This window comes from Kitasatospora sp. NPDC058478 (assembly GCF_042720345.1).
Lineage (GTDB): Bacteria > Actinomycetota > Actinomycetes > Streptomycetales > Streptomycetaceae > Kitasatospora.
In genome coordinates, this window is record NZ_JBHXML010000073.1 from 21,355 (window position 1) to 47,136 (window position 25,782).

Genomic DNA, 25,782 nt, shown 5'->3' on the forward strand with positions numbered 1-25,782 from the left:
GTCCTTCTACTTCGCGGAGGTCTTCTTGGTGACGAATTCGTCGATCGCGGTGAGCGAGACGAAGACGTTCACGAGGATGTCCTCCGGGGAGATCTCGACGGAGAACTCGGACTCCAGGAACTTCATCATCCTGACGTAGCCGAACGAGTCGATGACCCCCGCCTTGAACAGGTCGGTGTCCGGGGTGATCACGTCGTCGAACTCGAAGAGGAAACGGTCTTCCAGGTACAGCCTGATCGTGTCCGTCGTGGTTGCCATGTGTCACACTCCAGCCCTGATTTTGAACACCATGTGGGTGAGGGCCAGGCCCCCGATTTCGGTGAATTCCGGCTCGGCGTCGCCGTCGAGCAGCCCGCGGACGCTGTCGGTCCAGCGCACCGGGGCGACCAGCTGCTCCGTGAGCATGTGCGTCACCTGTCCCGGCTCGTACGGCCGGCCCGTGACGTTGGAGATGACGGGGGTGTCGGGGTCGGCGAACTCGAACTCCGTCAGGAACTCGGCGAACCGCACCCTGGCCGGCTCCATGTACCGGGAGTGGAAGGGCGCGCTCACCTTGAGCCGTACGAAGCGGATCTCCCGCTTCTCCAGGCAGGCGTGCGCCGCCTCCAGGACCGGCGGGGTGCCCGCGATGACCACCTGCGAGCCGGTGTTGAGGCCGGCGATGTCGACGCCGTCGACGCCGTCCTCCGCGAGGATCTCCAGCAGTCGCTCGGGCGGTGTGTTCATGACGGCGGTCATGCCGCCCTCTGAGGCCGCCGCCATCAGCTCGCCGCGCTTGGCGACCAGCCGCAGCCCCGTCTCGAAGGCGAAGGCCCCGGCCGCGAGCAGCGCGTTGTACTCGCCCAGGCTGTGCCCCAGGTAGACGTCCGCCGCCCGGTCCCCGCGGTGGACCCGCTCGAAGGTCCGCAGCGCGTTGACGACGAACAGCGCCGGCTGGGTGTACTCCGTGCGGCCCAGCAGACCGTCCGGGTCCTCCCTGCACAAGGAGACCAGGTCGTACCCCAGCACGTCCGAGGCGTACTGGACCAGCCCTGGGTACCGTTCGAAGACCTCTGCCCCCATTCCCTTTTCCTGACTTCCCTGACCAGCGAAGATGACTGCCAGCACGACACTCCTTCAACCCACGACGACCTGCTGACCTGCACTGACCTGCCGACCCGCACTGACCTGCCGACCCGTACTGACCTGCTGACCTGCACCGACCTGCGCCGGACGCGCCCCGACCGCGACCGCGGATCTGAGCACGTCCAGGAACGCCCTGCCGCGGCTGCTCATGGCCAGGTCGGGCATCATGGCCGCGCCCAGGGTCGCGGGCGGCAGGTCTCCGACCAGTTCGACCTCGCGGACCCTTCCCCCGTCCAATGTCGTTGCGGTCCGGGCCTGTTGATACATCAAGGCGAACCCGGCGCCGGCGGCCACCAGGCCGCGCAGCGTCTCGATGCTCGTCGTCGTCACCACCCGCGGCATGCGGACGCCCGCGCGGGAGAACATCCGCTCGGCGTGGCGGAGCACGCTCGGGGCGTTCAGGGCGACCAGCGGTCGACCGGCCAACTCGTCCAGGGAGAGCGGCCCGACCAGGCCCAACGGGTCGTCATCCGCCAGCAGGGCGTGCACCGGCAGGTCGACCAGCGGGTGGAACCTGGACTCCCCCGCCAGGAAGTCGTACGTCACCGCCAGTTCGCACCGGCCGTCCCGGAGGAACTCCAACAGCCGGTCGGCGGACGCCTCGTGGAAGTTCAGCTTCAGCGCCCCGTGCCGCTCCCCGGCCAAACGGTGGACCAGCGGCAGCAGGAACGGGGCGATCGGGAAGAAGAACCCGACGTCGAGCTGGCCGGCGGTGTCGCCCGCCAGGGCGTCGCCCTGCGCCTTGAGGCTCCTGGCCTGCCCCAGCAGCGCGCGCGCCTCCCGCAGCAGGTGGCGACCGCTCGGCGTCAGGGAGACCCCACGGGCGTGGTGACGGAGCAGCAGCTGAACACCGAGCTGGCGTTCCAGCCGCATGATGGCCGACGATACCGTCGACTGCGAGGCGCACAGCTTCTCCGCCGCCTCCGAGATGTTGCCGATCTCGGCGGAGACGACGAAGTAGCGCAATTGAGTGAGACTGAATCCCAAGCGATCGGTCATAGCGCGCGGAATCCTTTTCCCGGAATCTGGCCATGCGGATTTTCGGGGTCGGCGGTGCGACCGCCGGAGAAATTCTGAATTCGGTGACGAACCACGGGCGGTCAGCCCGCGGCGGATCCGTGAAAGGCGCGCCGGGGCGCGGTGACCGACCTCGGCACACAGGGTGACGACGGCCCGTGGCGACCACGGCGGGCCGCCCGTGCGGAGCCGGTCACGCCGACGCGTTCCGCTTCGGGCCGTTCGAAGTGTTCGAGCAGTACGGCGAGTTCATACCCGCCGCAGCGTCAACTCGACTTTCTCGGCGCGCCGCCGGGCGATGCGGGCCCGGCAAGCTGCCGGTCCGATCTGCTTGACGCCGACGCGCGCAAATGGCTGGACACCAAGCTATTCCGGTCCAGTACTATCTGCCGGAGGTAGCCCGATCCCGGAATCGTTCCAGGGAACGGGATGACGGGGACATGTGCGATGACCATGGTGACACTTTCCTCAGCTCCGGTCACAGACGAGAAGCTATCGGGCGGGATGTCGCGGTCCAGGCTCATATGACATGAGCAGATCAACTACACAGAGCGCAAAAAAGCGGACAAGTCTCCGATGAGCGTGCCCAGGTCGCCCAGCTGGAAGCGGGCCACGTGTCATACGGTAACTGAAAGGTTACCGGTTAACAAGTTGGAGCATGTGCACGAATGGATGAAACGCAGGCGGTATGGCAGCTGTGGGTACAGAGCCGTCCTGACCTCGACCTTTCGTCGATGGAGATCATCGGCGGCCTCCGACACGCCCACGCGATGCTGGAGTTCCTCCTTGAACCGGTGTTCGAATCGGCAGCCGTCAGCTCATCGGAGTTCGACGTGCTCTACCACCTCCGCCACTCGACCGAGCCGACGATCGCACGCCGCCTCGCCGCCTCGATGGGGCGGTCGCCGGCCGCGCTGAGCAAGGCGCTGGCCAAGCTGGAACGACGCGCCCTCGTGGTCCGGACGGTCAACCCCGCGGACCGGCGCGCGGCACTGGTCTTCATCACCGACGCGGGCGCGGCCGCCGTCGACGACGTCATGCCCAAGCGCCTGGCCATCGAGCAGCAGGTCCTCGGGGCACTCAGCGACAAACAGAGCGCGCAGGTCCGGATCGCCCTGCGATGTCTCGCCGAAGCCGTCGAGGCCCAGGCCCTGCGCGGTCGGCCCACCGACCCGGAGGCCCCCGTCACCACCCCGGCCTGGACTCCGCCGCGTTCACCGTCACGCGAGTCCCCGTCCCGCCCCCCGCGGGCGCCCCGGCGGCAGCTCGCCAACGCCAAGCATCCCCGGAGCGGCTACCCGACGGAGCTTTGAGCGGCGCAGCGCCGGCGACCCAACTCAGCCGACAACACTTGAACTTCGGGCCCGGCGGCGATCGCGATCCTCGACGCCGAAGCGGCGCCCGGCGGCCGCCGGCTCATGCAGAACAGCCCACCAGCAGAGCTGGCGGGCTGTCGGACAGGATCGCTGTCGTGCAGGACCGAGGCTAGCGCGGCTTCTTGAAGCCCAGCGTCGTCGCGTCCTTCAGGGTGTAGATGGTGCCGTCCGTGTCCTTGGTGAAGGAGCCGACCTTGGCGGCCGCCGGCGGCGTGTAGCGCTTGGGCAGCTGCTGGTTCTTGATCACGGTGCTCTCCAATGCATCGAGGTCGAAGCCTGGCATGGCGTCACACCATTGAGCCGGTTCCCGCCCGGAGCGTCCACTGGGACAACCCGACTTCGGTCATTACGCGCCGACTTGGCATCCACACGGACGCATCGCAGACGAAATGTTGTTCGGCGGGGTCGGGTGGACATCGGTCACGACCGGGAGAAGTCCGAGCAGGAGTGATCGAAACCAGGTGAGACGCCCCCGAACTCTCCATATCATCACGGTGGATGTGACCTGATCATACCGCCACCGACATGGCGTGATCCGAAAGGATCCGGCGCCGACCGGTTGTGCGCTCCTCCCTCGTCCTCCACGGTTCTAGGGTGAAGCACGGCGCCGGGAGCGGTGCGTGGTGCGGCGTGGTCGAAACACCGGCGGTGCGGATGCCGCCGTGATTCCTGGGGGTGGAGCAGGTGCAGTCACTCAACGACCACCTTGTGGTCTTTCCGGATTCCCCGGGCGGTGCCCGGGCCCACCGTCAGATCGGCAGCGAAGCACTTCAGCTGGTGGCCCACGCCTCCGGGCGGCCCTGGCTGGCCGGCTCGTGGGCACCCGAGGACCTGGTGGTGTCGGCGGCGGGCCCGGTACGCGTGGCGGTGTTCGGCCCCAGCCCGGTCACGCCGGACCGGCTCGGGTCGCTGGTCTCCTCCGTGCGCGTCCTGCCCGACCTGGACGCGCTGGCCCGCGGCCTGCCCGGCAACACCCATGTGGTGGCCTCGATCCACGGACAGGTGCGGTTCCAGGGCACCGTCACCGGGACCCGCTGCGTCTTCACCGCCCGCCTCGGCGACGTCCCGATCGCCGCCGACCGGGCCGACGTGCTGGCCGTCGTGACCGGTGCGGAGCCGGATGAGGACCTGATCGCCACGAGCGTCACCTACGGGATGCTCTTCGCCCCGCTGAGCGAGCGCAGTTGGTGGCGCGGCGTGCACCAGGTGGCTGCGGACTCCTGCCTCGTGCTGCCCGCCGACGGCGCCGCCCGATCGGTGCGCTGGTGGCAACCGCCGGAGCCGCACCTCCCCCTGTCGCAGGGGGCGGCCGGGGTGCGCGAGCGGCTACGGGAGGCGGTGGCCCAGCGGCAACCGCAGCAGGGCAGGCTCTCGGCCGACCTGTCGGGCGGCATGGATTCCACCTCGCTCTGCTTCCTCGCCGCCGAGCACAGCCCCGACCTGCTGACCTTCTGCTGGACCGGCGGCAGCGCGATCAACGACGATCCGCTGTACGCCGGCCGGGCCGCACGCCTGCTGGCCCGCGCCGAACACCTGACCGTGCCGGACACCGACGCCCCACCGGTGTTCTCCCCCCCGTACTGGGCGGTCGACACGGAGGCCCCGCGGGCCGCCACCCGGGGGATGAACGCGATCCGGTTCGGGATCCGGCACCTGGTCGAACACGGCGCCACCCGGCACCTGGCCGGGCACGGGGCGGACGAGCTGTTCACCGGAGGCGCCGCCTACCTGCACACGCTCTTCCGCCGCCACCCGATCACCGCCTGGCGGCAGTTGCGCGCCCACCGGGCGCTGCACTGCTGGCCGCTGCTACCCAGCCTGGCCGGACTGCTGCACGGCAGCGACCTCGGCACGTGGTGGCGGCAGTGCGCCGACGACCTCGCCCGCACCACACCCCTGCCCCGGACTCCCTCCCTCGGCTGGGGCGAGCGGATCCCGGCGACGCCCTGGGCCACCCGGGACGCGATCCGGACCACCAGGACGGTCTTCCGCGCCGTGGCGGAGCAGGTCGCGCCGCTGGCACCGGACCGGGGACAGCACGAGGCCCTGACCGCCCTGCGCAGCGCGGGCCCCGTACTCCGGCTGCTCTGCCGCGAGTACACCGCCGAGGGGCTCCCCCTCGAACTGCCCTACCTGGACGACCGGGTGGTCGAGGCGGTGCTGGAGATCCTCCCCCACGAGCGCTACGACCCCTGGCGCTACAAGCCGGTACTGGCCGCCGCCATGGACGGCCTGGTACCCGAGGTGATCCTGAACCGGACCACCAAGGGCGACTGCGAGGAGCCCGTCGACCGCGCCCTGCGAGAGCACGTACCCGACCTGCTGGACCTGTTCGCGGACTCGCTGCTGGCCCGCCGCGGCCTGATCGACGTCGACCGGATGCGGACCACGCTGATCACCCCGCCGCGCACCGGGGACGTCTGGTCCGCCCAACTGGAGGCGACGATCGGCGCCGAACTGTGGCTGCGCGAGATCGCAGCCCGCCCCACCGTCCCGGCGGCCCTCGCCGGACCCGCCCCCGGCCGCGTCGGCCGGCCGCGCCGCACACCCGAGTCCGAGGAGACGCCGTGACCAGCCCGCCCTGCGCGCTCCAGCCCCGCACCCGGCTGCCCCTGCACCGGCGCCTGCTGCCCCTGACGGCCGTGGCCGTGGCCCGGCCACTGGCCAAACTGCCGCCCCGGCACCTGCGCGCCGTCCTCGGGGCGCTGAGCACCGGGGCCCGTGCGGGCACCGCGGCCCAGGCGTCCGCGGCCCGCACCGCGGTCGTCGCGGTCAGCCTGCGCTGCGCCGTCCACAACTGCCTGCAACGCTCCATCGCCACCGCCGTGCTGTGCCGGTTCAAGGGCGTGTGGCCCACCTGGCAGGCCGGTGTGCGGACGACGCCGTTCGCCGCGCACGCCTGGGTCGAGGCCGAGGGCCGGGTGATCGACGAACCGTACCCCGACGGCTACTTCCGGCCCCTGGTCACCGTCGCCCCCAAGCAGCCCGCGCGTACGGCCTGAACCCCGACCCGACACCACGACCCCGCCCGGAGGGCCCCATGACGCTCCGCCTGACCACCCACACGGTGTCCACCGACACGGACGACGGCGCCGTGCTGCTGAACCAGCGCACCGGGCACTACTGGCAGCTCAACCAGACCGGCGCCTACGCGCTGCAACGCCTCCTGGACGGCTCCACCCTGGACCACGTGGCCGAGGAGTTCTCGGCCCACTTCGGCATCGAACCGGCCCAGGCCCAGCAGGACCTCACGGCGATGACCGGACAACTCCGGTCGTCCGGGCTGGTCGAGGCCGGCTGACCCCCGGGCGACGGGGACGAGACGGAGCCGCACACACGATGCTTCGACAGCTGTGGACCCTGACCCGGGGGCAGCGGCGCCCCCTGGGCGTCGCCCTGCTCCTCACCCTGATCGCAGCCATCGTGGGCGTCGCGCAGCCCCTGGCCGCCAAGGGAGTGGTCGACGCGCTCACCGCGCACCGGCCCCTCCTCCGCCCCGTCACCGTCCTCGTCGTGCTGCTGCTGGCCCAGGCGTCGATCGGTGCCGTCGCCGTCTTCCTGCTGGAGCGCACGGGCGAGCGGTTCGTCCTGGGCATGCGCACCCGGCTGAGCTCGCACCTGCTGCGGGTCCGGCTGCACGCCTTCGACCGCCTGCGCGTCGGCGACCTCATGGCACGCGCCTCGACGGACGTGGTCGTCCTGCGCGAGGCGCTGACGCACGTCTCCGTCCAGATCGCCACCAACCTGTGCGTCGCGCTGGGGAGCGTCGTCGCCATGTTCGTGCTCGATCCCGTCCTGATGCTGCTCGTCCTCGGCGTGCTCCTCGGGTGCGGCATCGTGATCGACCGGCTGTCGGCGGAGGTCGGCCGCTCGTCGACGGAGTTGCAGACCGCCGTCGGCGCGATCTCGGCCGGACTGGAACGAGCCCTCTCGGCCCTACGGACCGTCCGGGCCAACCGCGCCGAACAACGGGAGATCGACCACCTCGACACGCTGGCCCACCGCGCCTACGACGCCGCGCTGCGCGGAGCCCGGCTCACCGCCGTGATCGCCCCCACCGCCCAACTGGCCATCAACGCCGCCTTCGTGCTGGTCCTGCTGGTCGGTGCGGCCCGCATCGACCAAGGGGCCCTCTCGCTCGGCGCCCTCGTGGCGATGCTGCTGTACGCCACCCAGCTCACCGGGCCCGTCACCGAACTGATGGCGGGCATCGCCTCGGTGAACAGGGCCAAGGGCTCCGACGAACGCATCCAGGAGGTCTACGCGCTCCCCACCGAGGACGGCACCGGCGCGACGGCGGCCGTCCGCAGCGCCTCCCGACCGAAACCGGACCAGGGCCCGCCATCGGCGCCCTCGCTGGAGATCCGCGACCTGCGGTTCGGCTACAGCCCCGACGCACCGGTCCTGCGGGGGTTGTCGCTCACCGTTCCCGCGCACGCGCTCGTCGCCCTGGTCGGCCCGTCCGGGGCCGGAAAGTCGACCGCCTTCGCCCTGATCAACCGCTTCTACGAGCCGTGGAGCGGCAGCATCCGCATCGACGGGCGGCCCGCCACGGACCTCGGCCTCGGGGAATGGCGCTCACACCTCGGCTGGGTCGAACAGGACTGCCCGATCCTGCACGGCACCCTGCGGGACAACCTCTGCTACGCCGCCCCGGACGTCACCGACGACCGGCTCTGGGAGGTCCTCGACCTCGTCAACCTCACCGGGAAGGTGCACGGCCTGACGGCGGGCCTCGACACCGAGGTCGGGGAACGCGGGGTGCGCCTGTCCAGCGGCGAACGCCAGCGGATCGCCATCGCCCGCGCGGTGCTGGCCCGCCCCCGCCTGCTGCTGATGGACGAACCGACCGCCCACCTCGACCCCGCCAACGAAGCCGCCCTGACGGTCAACCTGCACAGCCTCCGCAAGGAGTGCGCCCTACTCGTGATCGCCCACCGGATGTCCACCATCGAAGCGGCGGACACCGTCGTCATGCTCTCCGACGGCACGGCCGCCGCCACCGGCACGTACGCCGAGCTCCTCCGCACCGACCCGGGATTCCAGCAGCTCTGCGGACACCGGCGGACCACGGAGCGCGGCTCCGCCACACCGCCGGTCAGCCGGCCCGGCGCGCCAGCCGCTGGGCTCCGGCGATCCAGCGGCCGCGGCGCATGACGGCGACCAGGTCGTAGCCCTCGGAGTCGAGCACGACCAGGTCGGCCTGCTTGCCGGCCTCCAGCGAGCCGATCGAGTCGGCGAGGCCCAGCAGGCGGGCCGGGGTGGCGGACAGCGACTCGACGGTCTGGTTCAGCGTCAGGCCGTCGACGGTGAGCGAACGCTTGAACGCGACGTCCAGGGTGAGCGTGGAACCCGCGATGGAGCTGCCGTCCGGGAGCATCGCGACGCCGTCCTTGACCTCGACCTGGAGCGGACCGAGCGGGTAGAGGCCGTCGCCCATACCGGCCGCGCCCATCGCGTCGGTGATCAGGGCGACCCGGGACGCCCCGGCGGTGCCGTAGGCGAGGTCGAGCACGGACGGGTGCAGGTGCACGCCGTCGTTGATCAGCTCGACGGTGACCCGCTCGTCCTCCAGCAGCGCCACGATCGGGCCCGGGGCGCGGTGGGCGATGCCCGGCATGGCGTTGAAGAGGTGGGTGGCGACGCTCGCGCCGGCGTCGATCGCCTCCAGCGTGGTGGCGTAGTCGGAGTCGGTGTGGCCGACGGCGGCGATCACGCCGAGGTCGGCGAGCATCCGCACCGAGTCCAGGCCGCCGGGCAGTTCGGGGGCCAAGGTCACCATCTTCGCGTGGCCCCGGGCGGCGTCGACCAGCTTGCGCACCAGCGCCGGGTCCGGGTCGCGCAGCAGGTCGGGGCGGTGGGCGCCGCAGCGGTTGTGCGAGATGAACGGGCCCTCGAAGTGGATGCCGGCCAGCACGCCGTCCTCGACCAGCTCGGACAGCACGGACGCCTGGCGGGCGACCTCGTCGATCTCCCCGGTGACGGTGGACGCGACCGTGGTGGTGGTGCCGTGCTCCAGGTGCGTACGGGCGGCGAGCAGGGCCTCCTCGGCGATGCCGGAGGCGTAGGAGGCGCCGCCGCCGCCGTGCACGTGCAGGTCGACGAAGCCGGGCACGACGGTGTACCCGGTCAGGTCGAGGTCGCCGGGCCCGCTCTCGCCTCCGAGGCCGGCGATCCGGTCGCCCTCGACGGCGAGGCGGCCGCCCTCGACGACGCCGCCGGGCAGGACCAGCCGGGCGCCGGCCAGGGACATGCGGTCCGCTGTCACGCGGTCACCTCCGGCGCTGCTCCAGGCAGTCGCAGAACTGAGTGAAGTTGCTTGTTTCATAGCCATGATAGTCAGATTCGAGCGGACGACCAGACCTGCGACCTGTTCGCCGAAATCAGCCCGACCCGGCGCCACCCAGGGGTTTGGCTCCCGACCGGGCTAGAATCGCGTCATGCTCAAAGCTGATCGCGCCACCCGGATCCTCTCGCACGTCACCGAAGCGGGGAGCGCCGATGTGCACGCGCTCGCCGAACTCCTGGACGTCTCGACCGCGACCGTGCGCCGCGATCTCCAGGAGCTCCACGAGCAGGGACTGCTGCACCGCACCCGGGGCGGCGCGGTGACCGGCTCGGTCAACCTCGAACTGCCGCTGCGCCACCGCGGCGAGAAGCAGCGGGAGGAGAAGCGCCGGATCGCCCTGGCGGCGGCCGAACTCGTGCCGGAGGGAGCGGTGGTGGGCCTCAGCGGCGGCACCACCACCAGCGAGCTCGCCCGGGTGCTCGCCGAACGCACCGGCATCACCGTCGTGACCAACGCGGTGAACATCGCCGCCGACCTGATCGTCCGCCCCGAGGTGCGCCTCGTGGTGATCGGCGGCATCGCCCGCACGGCCAGCTACGAACTGGTCGGCCCGGCCGCCGACCGGATGCTCTCGCAGTACCACCTGGACATCTCCTTCATCGGGGTGGACGGCCTGACGGCGCAGGAGGGCTGCACCACGCACGACGAGATGGAGGCCCAGACCGACCGGGCGTTCCTGCGCAGCAGCGCGCGCTCGGTCGTGCTGGCCGACAGCACCAAGGTCGGAAAGGTCACCTTCGCCCGGATCTGCCCGCTCTCCGACGTCCATGACCTGGTGACGGACGACGGCCTGACGGACGCGCAGCAGCGGGCCGTCACCGGCTGTGGCGTCCGGGTCCGGCGGGCCTGACCGCCGACGGGCCCCGGGGCGCGGCCTGATCCACCGGCCACGCCCCGAGGCCCCGGTTCAGGCCCGGCGGCTCCGCCTCAGGCCTTGACGCCGCCCGCCGTCAGGTCGGTGCGCCAGAACCGCTGCAGCAGCAGGAAGGCCACGACCAGCGGGACGACCGAGACCAGCGAGCCCGTGACGACCAGGTTGTACGGGGTGTGGTCCCGCAGACCGTTCCAGTAGTAGAGGCCGAGGTTGACCGGCCAGAGCTTCTGGTCGGAGAGCGTGACCAGCGGCAGGAAGAAGTTGTTCCAGATGGTGGTGAACTGGAACAGGAAGATGGTCACCAGCGCCGGCGAGAAGATCCGCAGGACCACCGTGAAGAAGATCCGGAACTCCCCCGCGCCGTCCATCCGGGCGGCCTCCAGGATCTCGTCCGGGACGGACGCGGCGGCGTAGATCCGGCTGAGGTAGACGCCGAACGGGCTGACCATGCTGGGCAGCAGGACCGCCCAGACGGTGTTGACCAGATGGGCCTTGGACAGCAGCAGGTAGACCGGCAGGGCGAGGAGCGGCGCGGGGACGAGCACCGCGGCGAGGATCGTGTTGAACACCGCCTCGCGGCCCCGGAACCGGTACTTGGTGAGCGCGTAACCGGCCATCGCCGCGAGCAGGGTGGCGGCCGCGGCGCCGACACCCGCGTACAGCACGGTGTTGAGGAGCCAGCGGAAGTAGAGCCCGTTGTTGGCGGTGGCCAGGTCGTGCAGGTTGTCGCCGAGGTGGAGGGTGGAGAACCAGAAGCCGCCGCTGCCGAACAGGTCGCTGCTGCTCTTGGTGGAGGCCACCAGCAGCCACCAGGCGGGCAGCAGGAAGTAGGCGGAGAGCACGAACAGGACGGCCGTGCCGAGGACGTTGGGGCGCGGCCGGCGGCCGGGAGCACCCGGGTGGGCGGGGCGGCGGCGCGCCGGGCGGGCGGTCTCGGGGCGGCGGCGGAGGTCGGCGGTGCTCATGCGGTCACCCGGTTTCCGGTGATGCGCACCGAGAGGCGCAGGAAGGTGAAGGACAGGACGCAGGTGGCCAGGGCCAGCAGGACGGCGATGGCCGCCGCCTTGCCGTAGTCGTTGGTGCCGAACGCCGCGTTGTACGCCGCCATGTTGGGCGTGTAGTCGGCGGAGACGGTCGAGGCCAGCGAGTGCAGGACCATCGGCTCGGTGAAGAGCTGGAGGGTGCCGATGATGGAGAAGATCCCGGTCAGCACCAGGGCGGGGGCCACCAGCGGGATCTTGATGTGCCAGGCGGTCCGCCAGGGGCCGGCGCCGTCGAGGTCGGCGGCCTCGTAGAGCTCGCTGGGGATGGCCTGGAGGGCGGAGAGGATGACCAGCATGTTGTAGCCGGTCCAGGTCCAGGTGACGATGTTGGCCATCGACCACAGGACGGTGCCGGAGGAGAGGAAGTCGGCGTCGATGCCGATGTCCCTCAGCCCGGCGACGAGCGGGCTGGTCCCGGGCAGGTAGAGGAACGCCCAGAGGATGGTGGCCACGACGCCCGGGATCGCGTACGGCAGGAAGTAGGCGAGCCGGAAGAACTTCCGCAACCGGGTGCCCTTGGCGTCGATCAGCAGGGCGAGGCCGAGGGCCAGTCCGAGCATCACCGGGACCTGGACCACGCCGAAGAGCAGCACCCGGCCGACGCCCGCGAGGAACGAGCCGTCGCCCAGGGCCGCGGTGTAGTTGTCGAGCCCCGCGAAGACCGTTCTGGCCGGGCCGAAGCCCAGGCCGGAGCGCTCCACTCGGTACAGGCTCTGCCAGAGCGCGTACCCGATGGGCAGCAGGAACAGGACGGTGAACAGCAGGCCGAAGGGGGCCAGGAAGCCTAGGGCCGCGCGGTTGCGGGACGTCTTCCGTCGTGCGGTGGCGGCCTTCGGGGCGGTGCGGCCCGGCACCGCCGGGGTTGCTGCGCTCATCTGGGGTTCTCTCTCGTGCGGGCGGTGGTCGGTCCCTCGGGCGTGTCGGGCGCGCCCGGGCCGGCGGACCGCGCGGGGTCCGCCGGCGAGCCGGTCAGCCGGCGGTGACCGTCAGCCCCTTGGACTTCATCGCGTCGACGGTCTTGTTCTGCACCGTGCCCAGCGCCGCCGTCAGGTCGCCGTGGGCGGCGACGGCCGCGCCGAAGGCGTCGGTGAGGTCGCTGGAGGTCTGGGTCATGGTCGGGCCCCAGCTCCACTTGGGGGCCTGCGCCGTCGCCTGCTTGAAGACGTCGAAGATCGGCTGGTTGCCGAAGTAGGCGCTCGGCTTCGCCAGCGCCGGCGCCGACGTGCCGCTGGTGGAGGCGGGGTAGATGCCGGCCTTGTCCACGAGGGTGCCGACGGCGGCGGCGTCCGTGCTCATCCAGTTGGCGAAGCGCAGCGCCGCGGCGGTGTTCTTGCAGCCCTTGACCACCGCGGTGGACGAACCGCCGTCGTTGCCGACCGACTTGGCGCCGCCCTGCCACTGCGGCATCGGGGCGACCGCCCACTTGCCGGACGCCTGCGCCGCGTTCTGTTCGAGGATGGAGGAGAACCAGACCGGGCCGGGGTAGGCGGCGAGCGTGCCGTCCTGGAGGTCCTTGTACAGGTCGGGGCTGAAGCCCTGCTCGGACTTGACCTGGCCCTGGTCGATCAGGCCCTGCCAGTACTTCGCGACCTTGGTGGTGGCCGGGTCGCTCGCGAGCGAGACCTTCCAGCCCTTGCTGTCGGTGCCGAACCAACTGCCGCCGGCCTGGGCGGACATGCCGGCGAACCACCACGGGTCGTCCGGGTTGAACACGCTCAGGTACCCGTTGGGGTTGGTGGCGTGCACCTTGGCGGCGTCGGCGGCGAACTCCTCCCAGGTGGCCTGCGGCTTCAGGCCGTACTGGGCGTACAGGTCGGTGCGGTAGTAGAGCGCCATCGGGCCCACGTCGACCGGGATGCCGTACACCTGGCCGCCGACCTTCACCGCGTTCCAGGCGCCGTCCCCGTACTGCGACTGGTACTGCCCGGCCTCGCCGCTGACGTCCTGGACGGCGCCCTCCACCACGAAGCTGGGCAGCGACTCGTAGCCGACCTGGGCCAGGCAGGGGGCGTTGCCGGCCTTGACGGCCGCGAAGATCTTGGCGTAGCCGCCCTTGCTGCCCGACACGATCTTCTCGAACTTGACCTTGGCGTCCGGGTGGGCCGCGTTGTACTGGGCCACCGCCTCCTCGTAGCCCGGCGCCCAGCCCCAGAACGTGACCTCGGCAGAGCCTCCGGCGCCCGAGGCGCCGTCACCGCCCGATCCGCAGGCCGCGATGCCGGCGAGCAGCGGCAGCGTGGCGGCGGCGGCCAGCAGGCGGGTGCGGATTCGTGTCTTCGCCATGAGGATCTCGTCCTTTACGTGTACTGGCCCTCGGCCGTCGCGGCGCGGTGTCGGGTGGACGGCGGCCGGCGCGAGCGGGTGCGGTGCGGTGAGGGTGCGGTGCGGTGCGGTGAGGGTGCGGGTGGGGGTGCAGTGGGGGTGCGGGTGCGGTGGGGGTCGGCAGGGTGCCCGGGTTCCGGAGGTTCTGGGGCCGGCCGGGAGTGCCGCCGCGCGTCGGCGGCTTCCTCACCGGGCCGGGTCCGGCTCCGGGGCCGGATCCTGGTCCGGGCCCGGTCCGGGTATCGGTGGTCGCGTGCCCATCGGACCACCCCCTGCTCTATGGTGCGCAGTTCGGATGAGTATTGCTCAATATCGAGCAGGTTCCTAGGGCTTCGGAGCACGAAGCGGTCTCGGTTTCGACACGGCCCGTCGCGCGGAGAGCCGGGCGGAGAGCCCGGCGACGGGCCGGGTGCACGGGGTGTCAGCCCAGGTCGGGCCCGGCCACCAGGTGCACGGCGGGTTCGCCGGAGCGGTCGAGTTCGAGGACGGTGATCTCGTTCGTCCCGCTGCGCAGAACCGGCCAGGGCAGGAAGAGCGTGCACTGCGGTCCGCGGTCCCAGTAGCGGCCCAGCAGGAAGCCGTTGACCCAGACGTAGCCCTTGCCCCAGCCCGGCAGCGCCAGGTAGCCGTCGGCGGGCTCCCCGACCTCGAAGGCGCCGCGGTGGAAGGCCGCTCCGGGGCCGGCCGCCGGAGCGACGGCCGCGTCCCAGGGGAGCCGGTCCGGTGTCCCGTCGGCCAGCGGCATCGGGTCGGCCGTCCACCCGTGCAGGTACTGCTGGGTGTGCAGGGCCCCGGCGATCCCCTTGCGGTCGCCGATCCCGGCGCCGTAGTTGACCCGGCCCATCGACTCGACCAGCAGTTCCAGCCGGGCACCCGTGCCGGGCACCGGGAGGAGCAGGGGCTCGTGCTCGACGTCGCGTTCCAGGGTGGCGAGGTGGGTGCCGTCGACGCGGACGTGGGCCCGGTCGGCGAGCCCCTCGACGGTCAGCGGGTACGCCGTGCGCGGGCCGGGGATGGTGGTCCGGTAGCGGACGAGGCCGTGCGGGAGGCCGAGTTCCTCGAAGGAGAGCGGGACGGCGGAGCGGACCTCGCCGGTGGACAGGTGGTCCACCACGTCCGCCAGCGGCAGGGCCCTGTCGAGCTCCACCCGGCACGCCGGCAGCGTGGCCGGGAGCTCCTCGGGCTCCGGCACCGGGCCGTCCGCGTACGCCGCCAGGACCTCGCGGAAGGCCCGGAACTTGGCCGTGGGGGCGCCTCGTTCGTCCAGCGGGGCGTCGTAGTCGTAGGAGGTGACGGTCGGCTGGTAGCCCCGGCCGGTGCGCGGGTCGGCGGTGTTGGCGCCGGCCCAGGTGCCGAAGTTGGTGCCGCCGTGGGCCATGTAGAGGTTGACGGCGGCCCCGGCCGCCAGGATCTCGCGCAGGGCCTCGGCGGCGTCCTCGGCCGGGCGGGTGGTGTGCGGCTCCCCCCAGTGGTCGAACCAGCCGTTCCAGAACTCCATGCACATCGGCGGGTCCTGGGGGCGGTGGCGGCGCAGCTCGGCGAAGGCCTCGGTGGCGCGGCTGCCGAAGTTGACGGTGGCGAGGTGGCCCGGAAGGGCGCCGCCGGTGAGGAAGAAGTCCTCCGGCCCGTCGGAGGTGCAGAGCGGGACGTCGATGCCGCGGGCGCGCAGGCCGTCGGCGAGGTGGGCGAGGTAGGCCCGGTCGGTGCCGTAGGAGCCGTACTCGTTCTCGATCTGGACCATCAGGACGTTTCCGCCGCGGGTGGTCTGGTGCGCCGCCAGGATCGGGATCAGCGTGTCGTACCAGCGGTCGACGTGGGCCAGGAAGCGCGGGTCGCCGGTGCGCAGCGGCAGGCCTCGGCCCGCCCTGCCCGGTTCGGCCAGGAGCCACCAGGGCAGGCCGCCGTTCTCCCATTCGGCGCAGATATAGGGGCTCGGGCGGACGATCGCGTGCAGTCCGGCGTCCGCGGCGGCCCGCAGGAAGGCCTCCAGGTCGGCGATGCCGGTGAAGTCGTACGTGCCGGGGCGGGGCTCGTGCAGGTTCCAGGGGACGTACGTCTCCACGGTGTTGAGCCCCATCGCCCGCAGCATCCGCAGGTGGCGCGGCCACTGCCCGGGCAGGCTGCGGAAGTAGTGCAGGGCGCCGGAGAGCAGGCGCAGGGGGCGCCCGTCGAGCGTGAACCCGGTCCGGGAGATCTGGAGCATGAGTGGTCCTTGAGGGGGCGGTTCGGGGGACGGTGTCGGCCGGGGCCGGGTCATCCGGCAGTGCCTGCGACGACGGGCAGGAGCCGGCCGACGGCCTCGGTGATCGCCCCGCGGCCCGCGGCCAGGTACGCGCGGGGGTCGACGCCCCGCTCGTCCGCCGCCAGGTGGGACCGGACGGCGGTCGTCATGGCGATGCTCAGGGCGGTGCCGATGTTGACCTTGGCTATGCCGCCGTGGACGGCGCGGCGCAGTTCGTCGTCGGGGACTCCGGAGGAGCCGTGCAGGACGAGCGGGACGTCGAGGGCCGCGTGCAGGGCGGCGAGCAGGCCGTGGTCGAGCCTGGCGTCGCGGGAGGTCATCGCGTGGGAGCTGCCGACGGCGACGGCGAGGGCGTCCACGCCGGTCTCCTCGACGAAGCGCCGCGCCTCTGCGGGGTCGGTGCGGGCCCCCGGCGCGTGGGCGTCCAGCGGCCCCCGGCCGTCCTTGCCGCCGACCTCGCCGAGTTCGGCCTCCAGCCAGAGCCCGGCGCCGTGCGCCCAGACGGCGGCCTCGCGGGTGGCGGCGACGTTCTCCGCGTAGGGCAGGTGCGCGGCGTCGTACATCACCGAGCTGAACCCGCATTCGGCGGCCTGGCGGAGCAGGACGCCGGTCTTCACGTGGTCCAGGTGCAGCGCCACCGGGACGGTGCTCGGCTCGGCGCAGCGCACGGCGGCCGCGGCGAGCGGGGCCAGCCGCCCGCCGTGGAACCGCACCGCGTTCTCGCTCACCTGGAGGATCACCGCGGTGCCGGCGGTCTCGGCGGCGGAGACGACGGCCTCGACGTGCTCCAGGGTGATGACGTTGAAGGCGGCGACGGCGCCGTGCCGGGCCGCGGCCCGGGCGACGAGGCCGCCGGTGGCTGCCAGGGGCATGAACTCTCCTGTCGGGTGGGGCTGTTCAGTCGGAAGGAGCTGAGCCGGCGAAGGGCGTGGCCGGGGTGACCAGGACCAGCGGGAGGTGGCCGCGGTAGGCCTGCGGGTCGAACCGGCCGGCGTACGGGGCCTGGACGGCGGCGGCCGACAGGGCCACCGCGTGGGCCAGCGCCGCCGGCCACGGCGTGCGGTCGGCGAGGGCCTCGGCCAGCGCCGCGACCGCCGCGTCCCCCGCGCCGGTCGGGTTCCCCCGCACGACGGCCTCCGGGGGCAGGCGGGCCCGCCAGCTGCCGTCCGGGGTGACGGCGAGGAGCCCGTCGGGGCCGAGCGAGGCGACCACCGCCCGGGCGCCGGCGTCGACGAGGGCGTGTGCCGCGCGGAGCGGGTCGGCGATGCCGGTGGCGCGGCGCAGTTCGACCGCGTTCGGCTTGACGGCCGTGGGCCCGGCCGCCAGTGCCCCAGTGAGCGCGGCGCCGTCGGCATCCAGGACGACCGGCACGCCCTGGTCGTGGGCGAGGCGGACCAGGTCCGCGTAGGCGTCGCCCGGCAGGCCCGGCGGCAGGCTCCCGGACAGCACCAGGGCCCGGGCGGTGGGGAGCAGGCTGCGGACGGCGGTGCGCAGGGCCGTCCAGTCCTCGGCGGAGAGCTCCGGTCCGGGCTCGTTCAGCACGGTGGCGTCGACGGCGTCGACCACGGCGACGGTGCGCCGGGTCGACGTGCCGGCGGCGAGCGGGACGCCCAGGCAGGCGATGCCGGCCCGGTCGAGGTCGGCCCGCAGCACCGCACCGGTGGGCCCGCCGAGCGGCAGGACGGCGGTGGTGGGTCGGCCGAGGCCGTGCAGGACCCGGGCCACGTTCACGCCCTTGCCGCCGGCCTGTTCGTGGACGGAGGCCACCCGGTGGCTGGTGTGCGGGCGCAGCGCCGGCACGCCGTAGGTGATGTCCAGGGCGGGGTTCGGGGTCACGGTGACGATCACGGCGCCGGGCTCCCTTCCGGGGCCGCGCGACCGGCCGCCGCGTCCAGGGCACACAGCCCGGCGCCCAGGCAGCCGGCCCGGGCCCCGAGCGCGGCGGGCGCCAGGCGCGGCGCGACCTGGATCCGGGCGCGGGCGGCCAGCGCGGCGGCCAGCGGGGCGAGCAGCAGGTCGCCGGACTCGGCGAGGCCCCCGCCCAGCACGACCAGCGGCGGGTCCAGCACCAGGGCGGCCGTCAGCAGGGCGTCGGCCAGGGCGTCGACCGCCTCCTGCCAGACGGCGCCGGCCGCCCCGTCCCCCTCGGCGGCCAGCCGCGCCACCTCCGGTGCGAGGGCCGGCCGGCCGGTGGCCTCGGTGTAGCGCCGCGCCACGGCGGCCGCCGAGGCGTAGGTCTCGGCGCAGCCCCGGGCCCCGCAGGCGCACGGTTCCCCGCCCGGGCGCACCACGAGGTGGCCGATCTCCCCGGCCCGGTGGTGCGCGCCGGGCATGGCGCGGCCGCCGGTCATGACGGCGGCGGCGATGCTCGTACCGACCGGGACGAACAGGAAGCGCTCCTCGCCGCGCCCGGCTCCGAGCCGGGCCTCGGCCACGCCGCCGGCGCGCACGTCGTGGGTGACGGCCACGGGCAGGCCGGTGCGCTCGGCGACGAGCTCCCGGAACGGGACGTCCCGCCAGCCGATCGTGGCGGAGTAGACGCCCGTCCCCGTGGCCTCGTCGACGATGCCGGGAACGGCCAGGCCGACGGCGTCGACCTCCGTGCCCTGCCGCCCGGCCTCCCGCCGCACGTCCGCGACCAGGTCGACGACGGTGGCCACGACGGCCTCCGGCCCCCGTTCGCGGCCGGTGGCGCGCCACTCCTGGTGCCGGACGGCCGCCTCCCGGTCCAGCAGGGCGGCCTTGATACCGGTGCCGCCGACGTCCACGGCGACGACCAGGCGCTGCCCGGTCATGGGCTGACGCCGGTCGGGCACGGGCTGACGCCGGCCGGTCGTGGGCCGAGGTCGGTCGGTCGTGGTCCGAGGCTGGTCGGTCGTGAGCCGAGGCTGGTCGGTCATGAGTCGGCGAGCACCACGGACCGGGTCAGGTTGCGCGGCTGGTCCGGGTCCAGGCCCTTCGCGGCGGCCAGCGCGGCGGCCAGCCGGTGGACGCGCACCAGTTCCGCGAGCGGGTCGAGCCGGCCCTCGATCCAGCGGGCGCCGGTGCCCCGGACCTGCTCGGCCAGGCCCACCGGTGCGGCGCCCAGCATCCAGGTGGCGGTGGACGGCGCGGCGATGCTGATCGGGCCGTGCCGGTACTCCATCGCCGGGTACGCCTCGCTCCAGGCGAGCGCGGCCTCGCGCAGTTTGAGGCCGGCCTCGTTCGCCAGGCCGACCGTCCAGCCGGTGCCGAGGAAGGTGAACTGGGTGCAGTCCACCAGGCCTTCGGGCAGCGGCTCCGCCAGGGCCGCCCGGCCGTCGGCCTCCACCGCCTCGGTGTGCAGGCCCAGGTGGGCCCGCAGCAGGGTGAGCGCCGTGGTGGCGAACCTGGTCTGCACCACGGACCGCTCGTCGGCGAAGTCCAGCACGGCGATGTCGTCGGCCGCGGTCATCACCGGGGTCCGCGGGTCTGCGGTGACGGCCGCGGTGCGGACCTTTCCGCGCACCCGCTCCAGCAGGGCCAGGACCTCGGTCGTGGTGCCGGAGCGGGTCAGCGCGATCACGCGGTCGTACGAGCGGACGCCCGGGAACTCGGAGGCGGCGAAGGCGTCCGTGACGCCCTGTCCGCTCGACTCCCGCATGGCGGCGTACGCCTGGCCCATGAACAGCGACGTCCCGCAGCCGATCACCGCGACCCGTTCACCGGCCTCCGGCAGCGCCGTGCACTCCGCCGCGGCGACTTCCGCCGCGCGGCGCCAGCAGTCCGGCTGGCTGGCGATCTCGGCCTCGACATGGGTCGCCATCGGCCACCTCCACTTGATTGTTGCTGATACCTGCTTCTTTCTGGCCAGATTCAAGCATCTTCAAGCACTCCATGGAACCCGTCTGCGCAATTTGTTGCTCAGAGGTGTTGACAGTTGCGCGCAAGAAGGCCGGATACTGCATGCCATCGCCGGGCTCGGCGGTCGCGCCCCCAACGACGACCGGCGGGCCCGAGCAGCACCGCCCACCCCCGCCCCGACGGTGCAGCACCGAAGGAGACCTCGTGTCCGCCCCACCCCGCAGAGCACTCGCCGCCGTCCTCGCCCCCGCGCTCCTGGCGCTGAGCGCGGGCCTCGCCCCGGCCGCGTCGGCCGCCCCCGAACCGTCAGCCGCCCCGGCCGGCGGCCCGTCAACCGCCCCGTACACCGTGAGCGTCGGCAAGCCGGTCGGCTACGCCCACCCCACCGACACCCCCGCCGTCCCGTACACCGACAAGGACGGCACCTTCTACTTCCAGCAGTCCGCCGCGCTCTACGGCGCGAACGACCCGCGGTACTGGGACTTCTTCACCGGCAAGGACTTCGACTCCGCCACCCGGTCCAGCGCACTCAGCAACGCCGTCAACCCCGCCAACCCCCAGGACCGCAACAACGACACCACCTGGCGCTGCAACAACAGCCCCACCGGCCTGACCTCGACCTCCGCGCCCGCCGGGTCGGGCTACGCCCAGAAGAACTACTGCGACCTCTCCGGCATCTGGGTCGACCCGGACACCGGCGACTGGTACGGGCTGGTGCACAACGAGTTCACCCCGCAACCCTTCGGCGACGGCCTCCACTTCGACGCCATCGACTACGCCGTCTCCAGCGACCAGGGCCGGACGTGGACCATCAAGGACCACGCCATCACCTCGCCGTACAGCACCCAGCGGGGCGACACCGCGGCCTTCCCGAACCAGACCTTCGACTACGGTGACGGCGACCAACGCCTGTTCGTCGACACCGCCTCGGGCTACTTCTACGTCTACTACGGCTCGCGGATCGTCGACAAGGGCGGCAGCTGGAAGGCCTTCCACGAACACGTCGCCCGCGCCCCGATCGCCGCCAAGATGGCACCCGACTCGTGGCAGAAGTGGTACGACGGCGCGTGGTCGCAGCCCGGCACCGGCGGCCAGGAGAGCAACCTGGTGCCCGCCGACTCCGCCCACCCCACCGGCTACACCCCGGTCGCCGACGAGTACGACCCGGCGAACACCGGCACCGTGGCCCAGCAGGTCGCGGCCGGCACGATGCCCCCCACCTCACCGCTGTTCGTCATGGACATCACCTACAACGCCTACCTCGGGCTGTACATCGCCGAACCGCAGGCCGTCGACCAGAGCGGCTCCGCGCCCCAGCAGTACTACGCCACCACCGACCTCGCCAGCCAGAAGTGGGTGCCGATCGGCGACACCGGCGGCTACCACACCGCGTCCTGGTACCGCTGGTTCCTCGACAGCGCGAACCGCACCAACACCACGATCGTCGGCAAGACCTTCCGCTCGTACTGCGCCTTCGGCTGCTCCAACGGCGCGTCCGGCGAGTACGTGGACGTGACGATCGACGGCACCGCGCCCGCCGCTCCCCCCGTCGACCCCGGCAAGACCTACCGGATCGGCAACGCCGACGGCCGGGTCCTCGCCCAGGTCGCCGGCGGCCCCGCCACCACCTCGCTGGCCGACGGCACCGGCTCCGCCCTGGAGGCCTGGAGCTTCACCACCAACGGCGACGGCTCCTACCGGATCGCCAACGCCGCCACCGGCCGCCTGCTCGGCGTCGACTCCACCGCCACCGCCGGCCGCGCCTGGGGCGCCCGCCCCACCGCCACCGCCGCCGGCCCGGGCGGGCCCACCGTCGGCCAGCAGTGGTTCGTCATCCCCGGGAAGTCCGCCGACGGAACCGCCACCGGCGCGTTCAAGCTGGTCAACCGCTACAGCGGACTCGTCCTCGGCCTCTCCTCCACCAACAGCCGGTCCACCGAGACCACCCCCACCCGCAGTTGGGCCGACACCACCGGCAACCCCGTCGGCGGCACCCGCGGCCCCGGCGAGCAGACCCTCACCCTGACCGCCACCGGCACCGTGCCCAACCCCCCGCTGGACGGCACCCACACCCTGACCACCGCCGGCAAGGCCCTCGACGACCCCGGCCACTCCACCGCCCAGGGCACCCAACTGGTCACCTGGGCCCCCAACGGCGGCCCGAACCAGACCTGGGTGCTCACCCGGCAGGCGGACGGCGGCTACCAGATCGCCAACGGCGAGTCCCACCTGTGCATGGACGTCGACGGCGGCTCCACCTCCGCCGGCGCCAAGGTGATCCAGTGGGCCTGCACCGGCGGCGGCAACCAGCGCTGGCAGCTCACCCCGGCCGCCGGCGGCTACCGGATCACCTCCCAGAAGAGCGGCCTGCTCCTCACCACCGCGTCCACCGCCGACGGCGCCCGGACCACCCAGCAGCCCGACACCGGATCACCCCTCCAGGTCTGGGCGGTCGACTGACCATCCGGCAGTATCCAACCTCCCTTCCCCCTCGGTCAGTTGGCGAGAATCTGCCAGTGCGGAAGCGGGCCCGTTGACCTCCGGTCCGCTGGGCGTTTGGCTCTCCCCAGCCAGTTGCGCGGGCGGTGCCACCCACCAGGGTGGCGCCGCCCGCGCCGTCGTCACTCACCAAGGGGAGGACCCACCTCATGACCACCACACACCCCCGGCGCGGGCTGCTGCGCGGCGGCTGCGCCCTGCTCGCCGCCGCACTGGCCGGCCTCGTCGCACCAGCGGCCGAAGCGCATCCGCGCACGGGCGGGATCACCCGGGTGAGCGTCGGCCTCGACGGCGCGCAGCCGGACGGCGCGTCCGCCGCCCTGGGGCTGAGCGCCGACGGCCGCTACGCCCTGTTCTCCTCGGACGCGACCAACCTGGTGCCCGGCGACACCAACGGGGCGACGGACGTCTTCGTCCGGGACCTGCACACCGGCCGCACCCAACGCGTCAGCGTCGGCGCGGACGGCGCCCAGCTCGACGCCCCCACCACCCAGGCGTCGATCAGCGGCGACGGCCGCTTCGTCACGTTCAACACCAAGGCCACCAACGTGCTGCCCGGCCACAAGGCCAACAGCGGCGGGGAGGTCTACCTGCGCGACCTCCGGGACGGCGTCACCGAGCTGATCACCGCCGGCGACCCGGCCGCCACCGGCCAGGACGGCCGCATCTCCCGTGACGCGGTGGCCAGTTGGGACGGCCGCTTCGTGGCCTTCTCCTCCTCCCGGACCGACCTCGCGCCGGTCGGCACGTTCAGCAAGGAGAACATCTACGTCACCGACCGCCGGGAGGGCACCACCCGCCTGGTCACCCTCGGGGTGAACGGCAAGCCGGGCAACGGCGACTCCTACCTGCCCTCGATCAGCGCCGACGGCCGCGTCATCGGCTTCAAGTCCCGCGCGTACAACCTGCTCCCGGCTCCCACCCAGACCCCCGCAGCCCCCGCAGCCCCTGGGGACCACGCGGACCACGGCGACTCCCCCGCGATCCTCGGGCACGCCTCCTACCCCTTCTACGTGTTCGACCAGCACACCGGGGTGATCAGCGGCGCGAGCACCGACCCCGCCGGCCAGCTCGCCAACACCGGCCTGGACGCCACCCTCAGCCCCGACGGGCAGTACGCCGTCTACACCCTCGACGCGCCCGGCGGGCCGATCCTCAACCGCCACCAGGAGCTCTACACCCGCGACCTGCGCACCGGCACCGTGGCCAGGGTGACCACCCCGCTGCCCGGCACCACCACGGTCGGCTCCGCCGGTCGCGGCACCATGTCCTACGACGACCGCTGGGTCTACTTCGTCTCCGACGCCGGCAACCTCGTCCCCGGCGTCGACGGCGGGCGGCAGAACGTGTTCCGCCGCGACCTCGCCACCGGAGCCGTCGAACTCGCCGGCGCGGCCGAGGACGGCACGGCGAGCACCGGCACCTCGGACAACCCGTACACCGACGCCTCCGGCAGCGCCGTGCTGTTCACCTCCGAGGACGGCACCCTCGTCCCCGGCGACACCAACCACGCCTCGGACGTCTTCCTCCGCCGGCTCCTCGCGCACTGACGGCGGACGGGCTGTTACGGGTGCTGACCAGGCGGGTTCCGGAATCCGCCGGCGAAGGGCGGGACCACCGGTCATCCCGGCCACGAAAAGCATGATCCGGCGGGGAGGAACAATGGCAACACCCGTAACAGCGTTCGGGCGAAAACCGCGCCGCCCGGCGTCGCCAGCACACAATCACCACATACTTACCCCGAATTGTACGACCACTGTCAAGGCGCCAAGGTGCGCCAGGCCGCAGTGACTTTCAGGACACTGTCGAGGATTTGGTTTTCAACATCCCTCGGGCGACGGATGCTTGTACGTACAGTCTCCGTTCTTTTGGCGCTGCCGTGCTATCCGCAGGCCAGTCCACGGAGTTTGCAGCAGGACGTGCTGCTCCCGGCGACGACTCGTGAGGTCGATCGTGACAATGAGAAAAGCCTCAGGAAGTCGATAGCCGTATCTGTCGAGACGGCACCCGATCCAACCGTCCAAGGAATAGTCCGAGACGGAACGAGGGTAAAAGTGAAGGCCCTTCTCTACCACTTCCACGGAATCGATGACTTCGATTTCTCGACCATCTCGCCCGAGGACCTCCCCGAGGTTCAGAAGGCTGCGGAATCCCGTGAGTACGGAATTCTGCCGACCGTCTACCTGCGCCGGGAGAATCTCCCCCGCCTGGTGGAGGTCCTCCAGGAGTACCACCGGCTCGAACAGGCGAACGCGGTTCCCAACATCGCCGGTTTCGCGATCGAGGGCCCGCTGCTCGGGCCGCAGGGCGGGATACCGCGGGCCGGACGGTGGTTCCCGTCGGCGAAGGAGTGGGACGTCATCGCGTCCCTCGGCCCGCTCGGCCTGCGCTACATCGTGATGGCGCCCGACGCCATGGCCCTGGACGAGCGCATCGACGCCGGCCCCACCTTCGCCGACCTGCTCACCAGCTTCTACGAGCAGGGGCTCCGGATCGCCGTGGGGCACTTCCACCGGGAGGCGCCCGAGCGCAGTGCCGTCCGACTGCGGGAAGTGCTCGAATTCCTGCACAGCCGCTACGACTCCTCCCCGTACCTGGTCCTGACCGACCATCTGTACAACGACACCCCGCGGAACTTCACGCATTCCTGGCGCACGCCGCAGGAACGGGTCGACCGCGAAGTCGAACTGCGGCGGGTGCTCGATCCCGACTGGGACAAGACCGACCTCCGGGAACTGCTCGGCCCTGTTCCGGCCGAAATGCTGCGCTCCGCACGCGAGTCCCTCCTGTACCCGTGCATCAACTTCGACGGGTACCACGTCGACCTCGAAATCTGCCGGCGCACCGTCGAATACCTGGGCGTGGACCGCCTCATCGCGCTGACCGACCACACCGAGGTCGCCACGATGGCCCAGGAACCACTGACCCGGAGTGACCACAATCCGCTGTGGCTGCGTGACGACGGGGCCGTGGCGGCGGGTTCGAGCGGTTATGAGCAGCAGCGGCAGAACATTCTCTCCATCGGATTCGACGACACGGCGGTTCACCGCATGTTCGTCGACAACCCCGTGACGGCGGTCGGATACCGCATCAAGAAGGGCGCCGCGTAAGGG

Annotated in this window: 22 protein-coding genes; 9 read left to right on the forward strand and 13 right to left on the reverse strand. The window is 72.2% G+C overall.

The features are described from left to right. Positions 1–6 precede the first annotated feature (6 nt). Genes ACFWPT_RS32555 through ACFWPT_RS32565 form a run of 3 tightly spaced genes read right to left on the reverse strand, consistent with a single transcriptional unit; the run spans position 7 to position 2,124 of the window. Positions 7–258, reverse strand: a complete 252-nt coding sequence (locus ACFWPT_RS32555) for a phosphopantetheine-binding protein (protein ID WP_063345952.1) — start codon at positions 256–258, stop codon at positions 7–9. Positions 259–261: 3 nt separating this feature from the next. After that, a complete protein-coding gene (fabD, locus tag ACFWPT_RS32560; protein ID WP_380486161.1) occupies positions 262–1,107 on the reverse strand; it encodes an ACP S-malonyltransferase in 846 nt (281 codons plus the stop codon). Between the two features lie 9 nt (positions 1,108–1,116). After that, the gene (locus ACFWPT_RS32565) at positions 1,117–2,124 is read right to left on the reverse strand and encodes a LysR family transcriptional regulator (protein ID WP_380486163.1); all 1,008 of its coding nucleotides are present in this window, start codon (positions 2,122–2,124) and stop codon (positions 1,117–1,119) included. 752 nt (positions 2,125–2,876) lie between these two features. Here ACFWPT_RS32565 and ACFWPT_RS32570 point away from each other — a divergent pair. Next, positions 2,877–3,455 carry a MarR family winged helix-turn-helix transcriptional regulator gene (locus tag ACFWPT_RS32570; protein WP_380379068.1) on the forward strand — a complete coding sequence of 193 codons (579 nt, stop codon included), beginning with the start codon at positions 2,877–2,879 and terminating at the stop codon, positions 3,453–3,455. A 172-nt stretch (positions 3,456–3,627) separates the two neighbouring features. Here ACFWPT_RS32570 and ACFWPT_RS32575 read toward each other — a convergent pair whose 3' ends face one another. Beyond that, on the reverse strand, positions 3,628–3,801 hold the full coding sequence (locus tag ACFWPT_RS32575; protein ID WP_380486165.1) for a hypothetical protein: 174 nt from the start codon (positions 3,799–3,801) through the stop codon (positions 3,628–3,630). Positions 3,802–4,202: 401 nt separating this feature from the next. Between ACFWPT_RS32575 and ACFWPT_RS32580 the strand changes: the two genes are divergently transcribed. The 4 genes from ACFWPT_RS32580 to ACFWPT_RS32595 are packed head-to-tail and all read left to right on the forward strand — an operon-like array spanning position 4,203 to position 8,675. Beyond that, positions 4,203–6,089: an asparagine synthase-related protein gene (locus ACFWPT_RS32580; protein ID WP_380486167.1), complete on the forward strand. Its 1,887-nt coding sequence runs from the start codon at positions 4,203–4,205 to the stop codon at positions 6,087–6,089. After that, positions 6,086–6,520 carry a lasso peptide biosynthesis B2 protein gene (locus ACFWPT_RS32585; RefSeq protein WP_371515516.1) on the forward strand — a complete coding sequence of 145 codons (435 nt, stop codon included), beginning with the start codon at positions 6,086–6,088 and terminating at the stop codon, positions 6,518–6,520. The genes ACFWPT_RS32580 and ACFWPT_RS32585 overlap by 4 nt, the downstream gene beginning before the upstream one ends. 38 nt (positions 6,521–6,558) lie before the next feature. After that, on the forward strand, positions 6,559–6,819 hold the full coding sequence (locus ACFWPT_RS32590) for a lasso peptide biosynthesis PqqD family chaperone (protein WP_380486170.1): 261 nt from the start codon (positions 6,559–6,561) through the stop codon (positions 6,817–6,819). A gap of 38 nt (positions 6,820–6,857) precedes the next feature. Further along, entirely contained in the window at positions 6,858–8,675 is a 1,818-nt protein-coding gene (locus ACFWPT_RS32595; RefSeq protein WP_380486172.1) for an ABC transporter ATP-binding protein, read from the forward strand. Here the strand turns inward: ACFWPT_RS32595 and nagA are convergent. Further along, complete coding sequence (nagA, locus tag ACFWPT_RS32600) at positions 8,617–9,771, reverse strand: N-acetylglucosamine-6-phosphate deacetylase (protein ID WP_380486207.1); 1,155 nt, start codon at positions 9,769–9,771, stop codon at positions 8,617–8,619. The two genes, ACFWPT_RS32595 and nagA, sit on opposite strands and share 59 nt — an antisense overlap. A 187-nt stretch (positions 9,772–9,958) precedes the next feature. On the opposite strand from nagA, the gene ACFWPT_RS32605 reads away from it, so the two are divergent. Then, positions 9,959–10,717: a DeoR/GlpR family DNA-binding transcription regulator gene (locus ACFWPT_RS32605; RefSeq protein ID WP_363378426.1), complete on the forward strand. Its 759-nt coding sequence runs from the start codon at positions 9,959–9,961 to the stop codon at positions 10,715–10,717. Between the two features lie 77 nt (positions 10,718–10,794). On the opposite strand, the gene ACFWPT_RS32610 is transcribed toward ACFWPT_RS32605, so the two are convergent. The 8 genes from ACFWPT_RS32610 to ACFWPT_RS32645 all read right to left on the reverse strand — a co-directional run bounded on the left by ACFWPT_RS32610 (position 10,795) and on the right by ACFWPT_RS32645 (position 20,132). Beyond that, positions 10,795–11,706, reverse strand: coding sequence for a carbohydrate ABC transporter permease (locus ACFWPT_RS32610; protein WP_380486174.1), 912 nt, complete (start codon positions 11,704–11,706; stop codon positions 10,795–10,797). Beyond that, positions 11,703–12,659 (reverse strand): carbohydrate ABC transporter permease, encoded by a 957-nt coding sequence (locus ACFWPT_RS32615; RefSeq protein WP_079135325.1) that lies wholly within the window; start codon positions 12,657–12,659, stop codon positions 11,703–11,705. Before ACFWPT_RS32615 ends, ACFWPT_RS32610 begins: the two co-directional genes overlap by 4 nt. A 94-nt stretch (positions 12,660–12,753) precedes the next feature. After that, a complete protein-coding gene (locus ACFWPT_RS32620; RefSeq protein WP_063345958.1) occupies positions 12,754–14,067 on the reverse strand; it encodes an extracellular solute-binding protein in 1,314 nt (437 codons plus the stop codon). A gap of 460 nt (positions 14,068–14,527) precedes the next feature. Continuing rightward, entirely contained in the window at positions 14,528–16,309 is a 1,782-nt protein-coding gene (locus tag ACFWPT_RS32625; protein ID WP_380486177.1) for a beta-galactosidase family protein, read from the reverse strand. A 50-nt stretch (positions 16,310–16,359) separates the two neighbouring features. Next, entirely contained in the window at positions 16,360–17,220 is an 861-nt protein-coding gene (locus ACFWPT_RS32630; RefSeq protein WP_380486179.1) for a ketose-bisphosphate aldolase, read from the reverse strand. A 25-nt stretch (positions 17,221–17,245) separates the two neighbouring features. Next, positions 17,246–18,196 carry a 1-phosphofructokinase family hexose kinase gene (locus ACFWPT_RS32635; protein ID WP_380486180.1) on the reverse strand — a complete coding sequence of 317 codons (951 nt, stop codon included), beginning with the start codon at positions 18,194–18,196 and terminating at the stop codon, positions 17,246–17,248. Further along, positions 18,193–19,143 (reverse strand): ROK family protein, encoded by a 951-nt coding sequence (locus ACFWPT_RS32640; protein WP_380486182.1) that lies wholly within the window; start codon positions 19,141–19,143, stop codon positions 18,193–18,195. Before ACFWPT_RS32640 ends, ACFWPT_RS32635 begins: the two co-directional genes overlap by 4 nt. Positions 19,144–19,244: 101 nt before the next feature. Continuing rightward, positions 19,245–20,132 (reverse strand): SIS domain-containing protein, encoded by an 888-nt coding sequence (locus ACFWPT_RS32645; protein WP_063345963.1) that lies wholly within the window; start codon positions 20,130–20,132, stop codon positions 19,245–19,247. A 242-nt stretch (positions 20,133–20,374) separates the two neighbouring features. Between ACFWPT_RS32645 and ACFWPT_RS32650 the strand changes: the two genes are divergently transcribed. From ACFWPT_RS32650 to ACFWPT_RS32660, 3 genes are all read left to right on the forward strand, one after another. Then, complete coding sequence (locus ACFWPT_RS32650) at positions 20,375–22,630, forward strand: RICIN domain-containing protein (protein ID WP_380486185.1); 2,256 nt, start codon at positions 20,375–20,377, stop codon at positions 22,628–22,630. Positions 22,631–22,818: 188 nt separating this feature from the next. Continuing rightward, complete coding sequence (locus ACFWPT_RS32655; protein WP_380486187.1) at positions 22,819–24,219, forward strand: TolB family protein; 1,401 nt, start codon at positions 22,819–22,821, stop codon at positions 24,217–24,219. Positions 24,220–24,576: 357 nt separating this feature from the next. Next, complete coding sequence (locus ACFWPT_RS32660; protein WP_380486189.1) at positions 24,577–25,779, forward strand: hypothetical protein; 1,203 nt, start codon at positions 24,577–24,579, stop codon at positions 25,777–25,779. Positions 25,780–25,782: the final 3 nt, after the last annotated feature.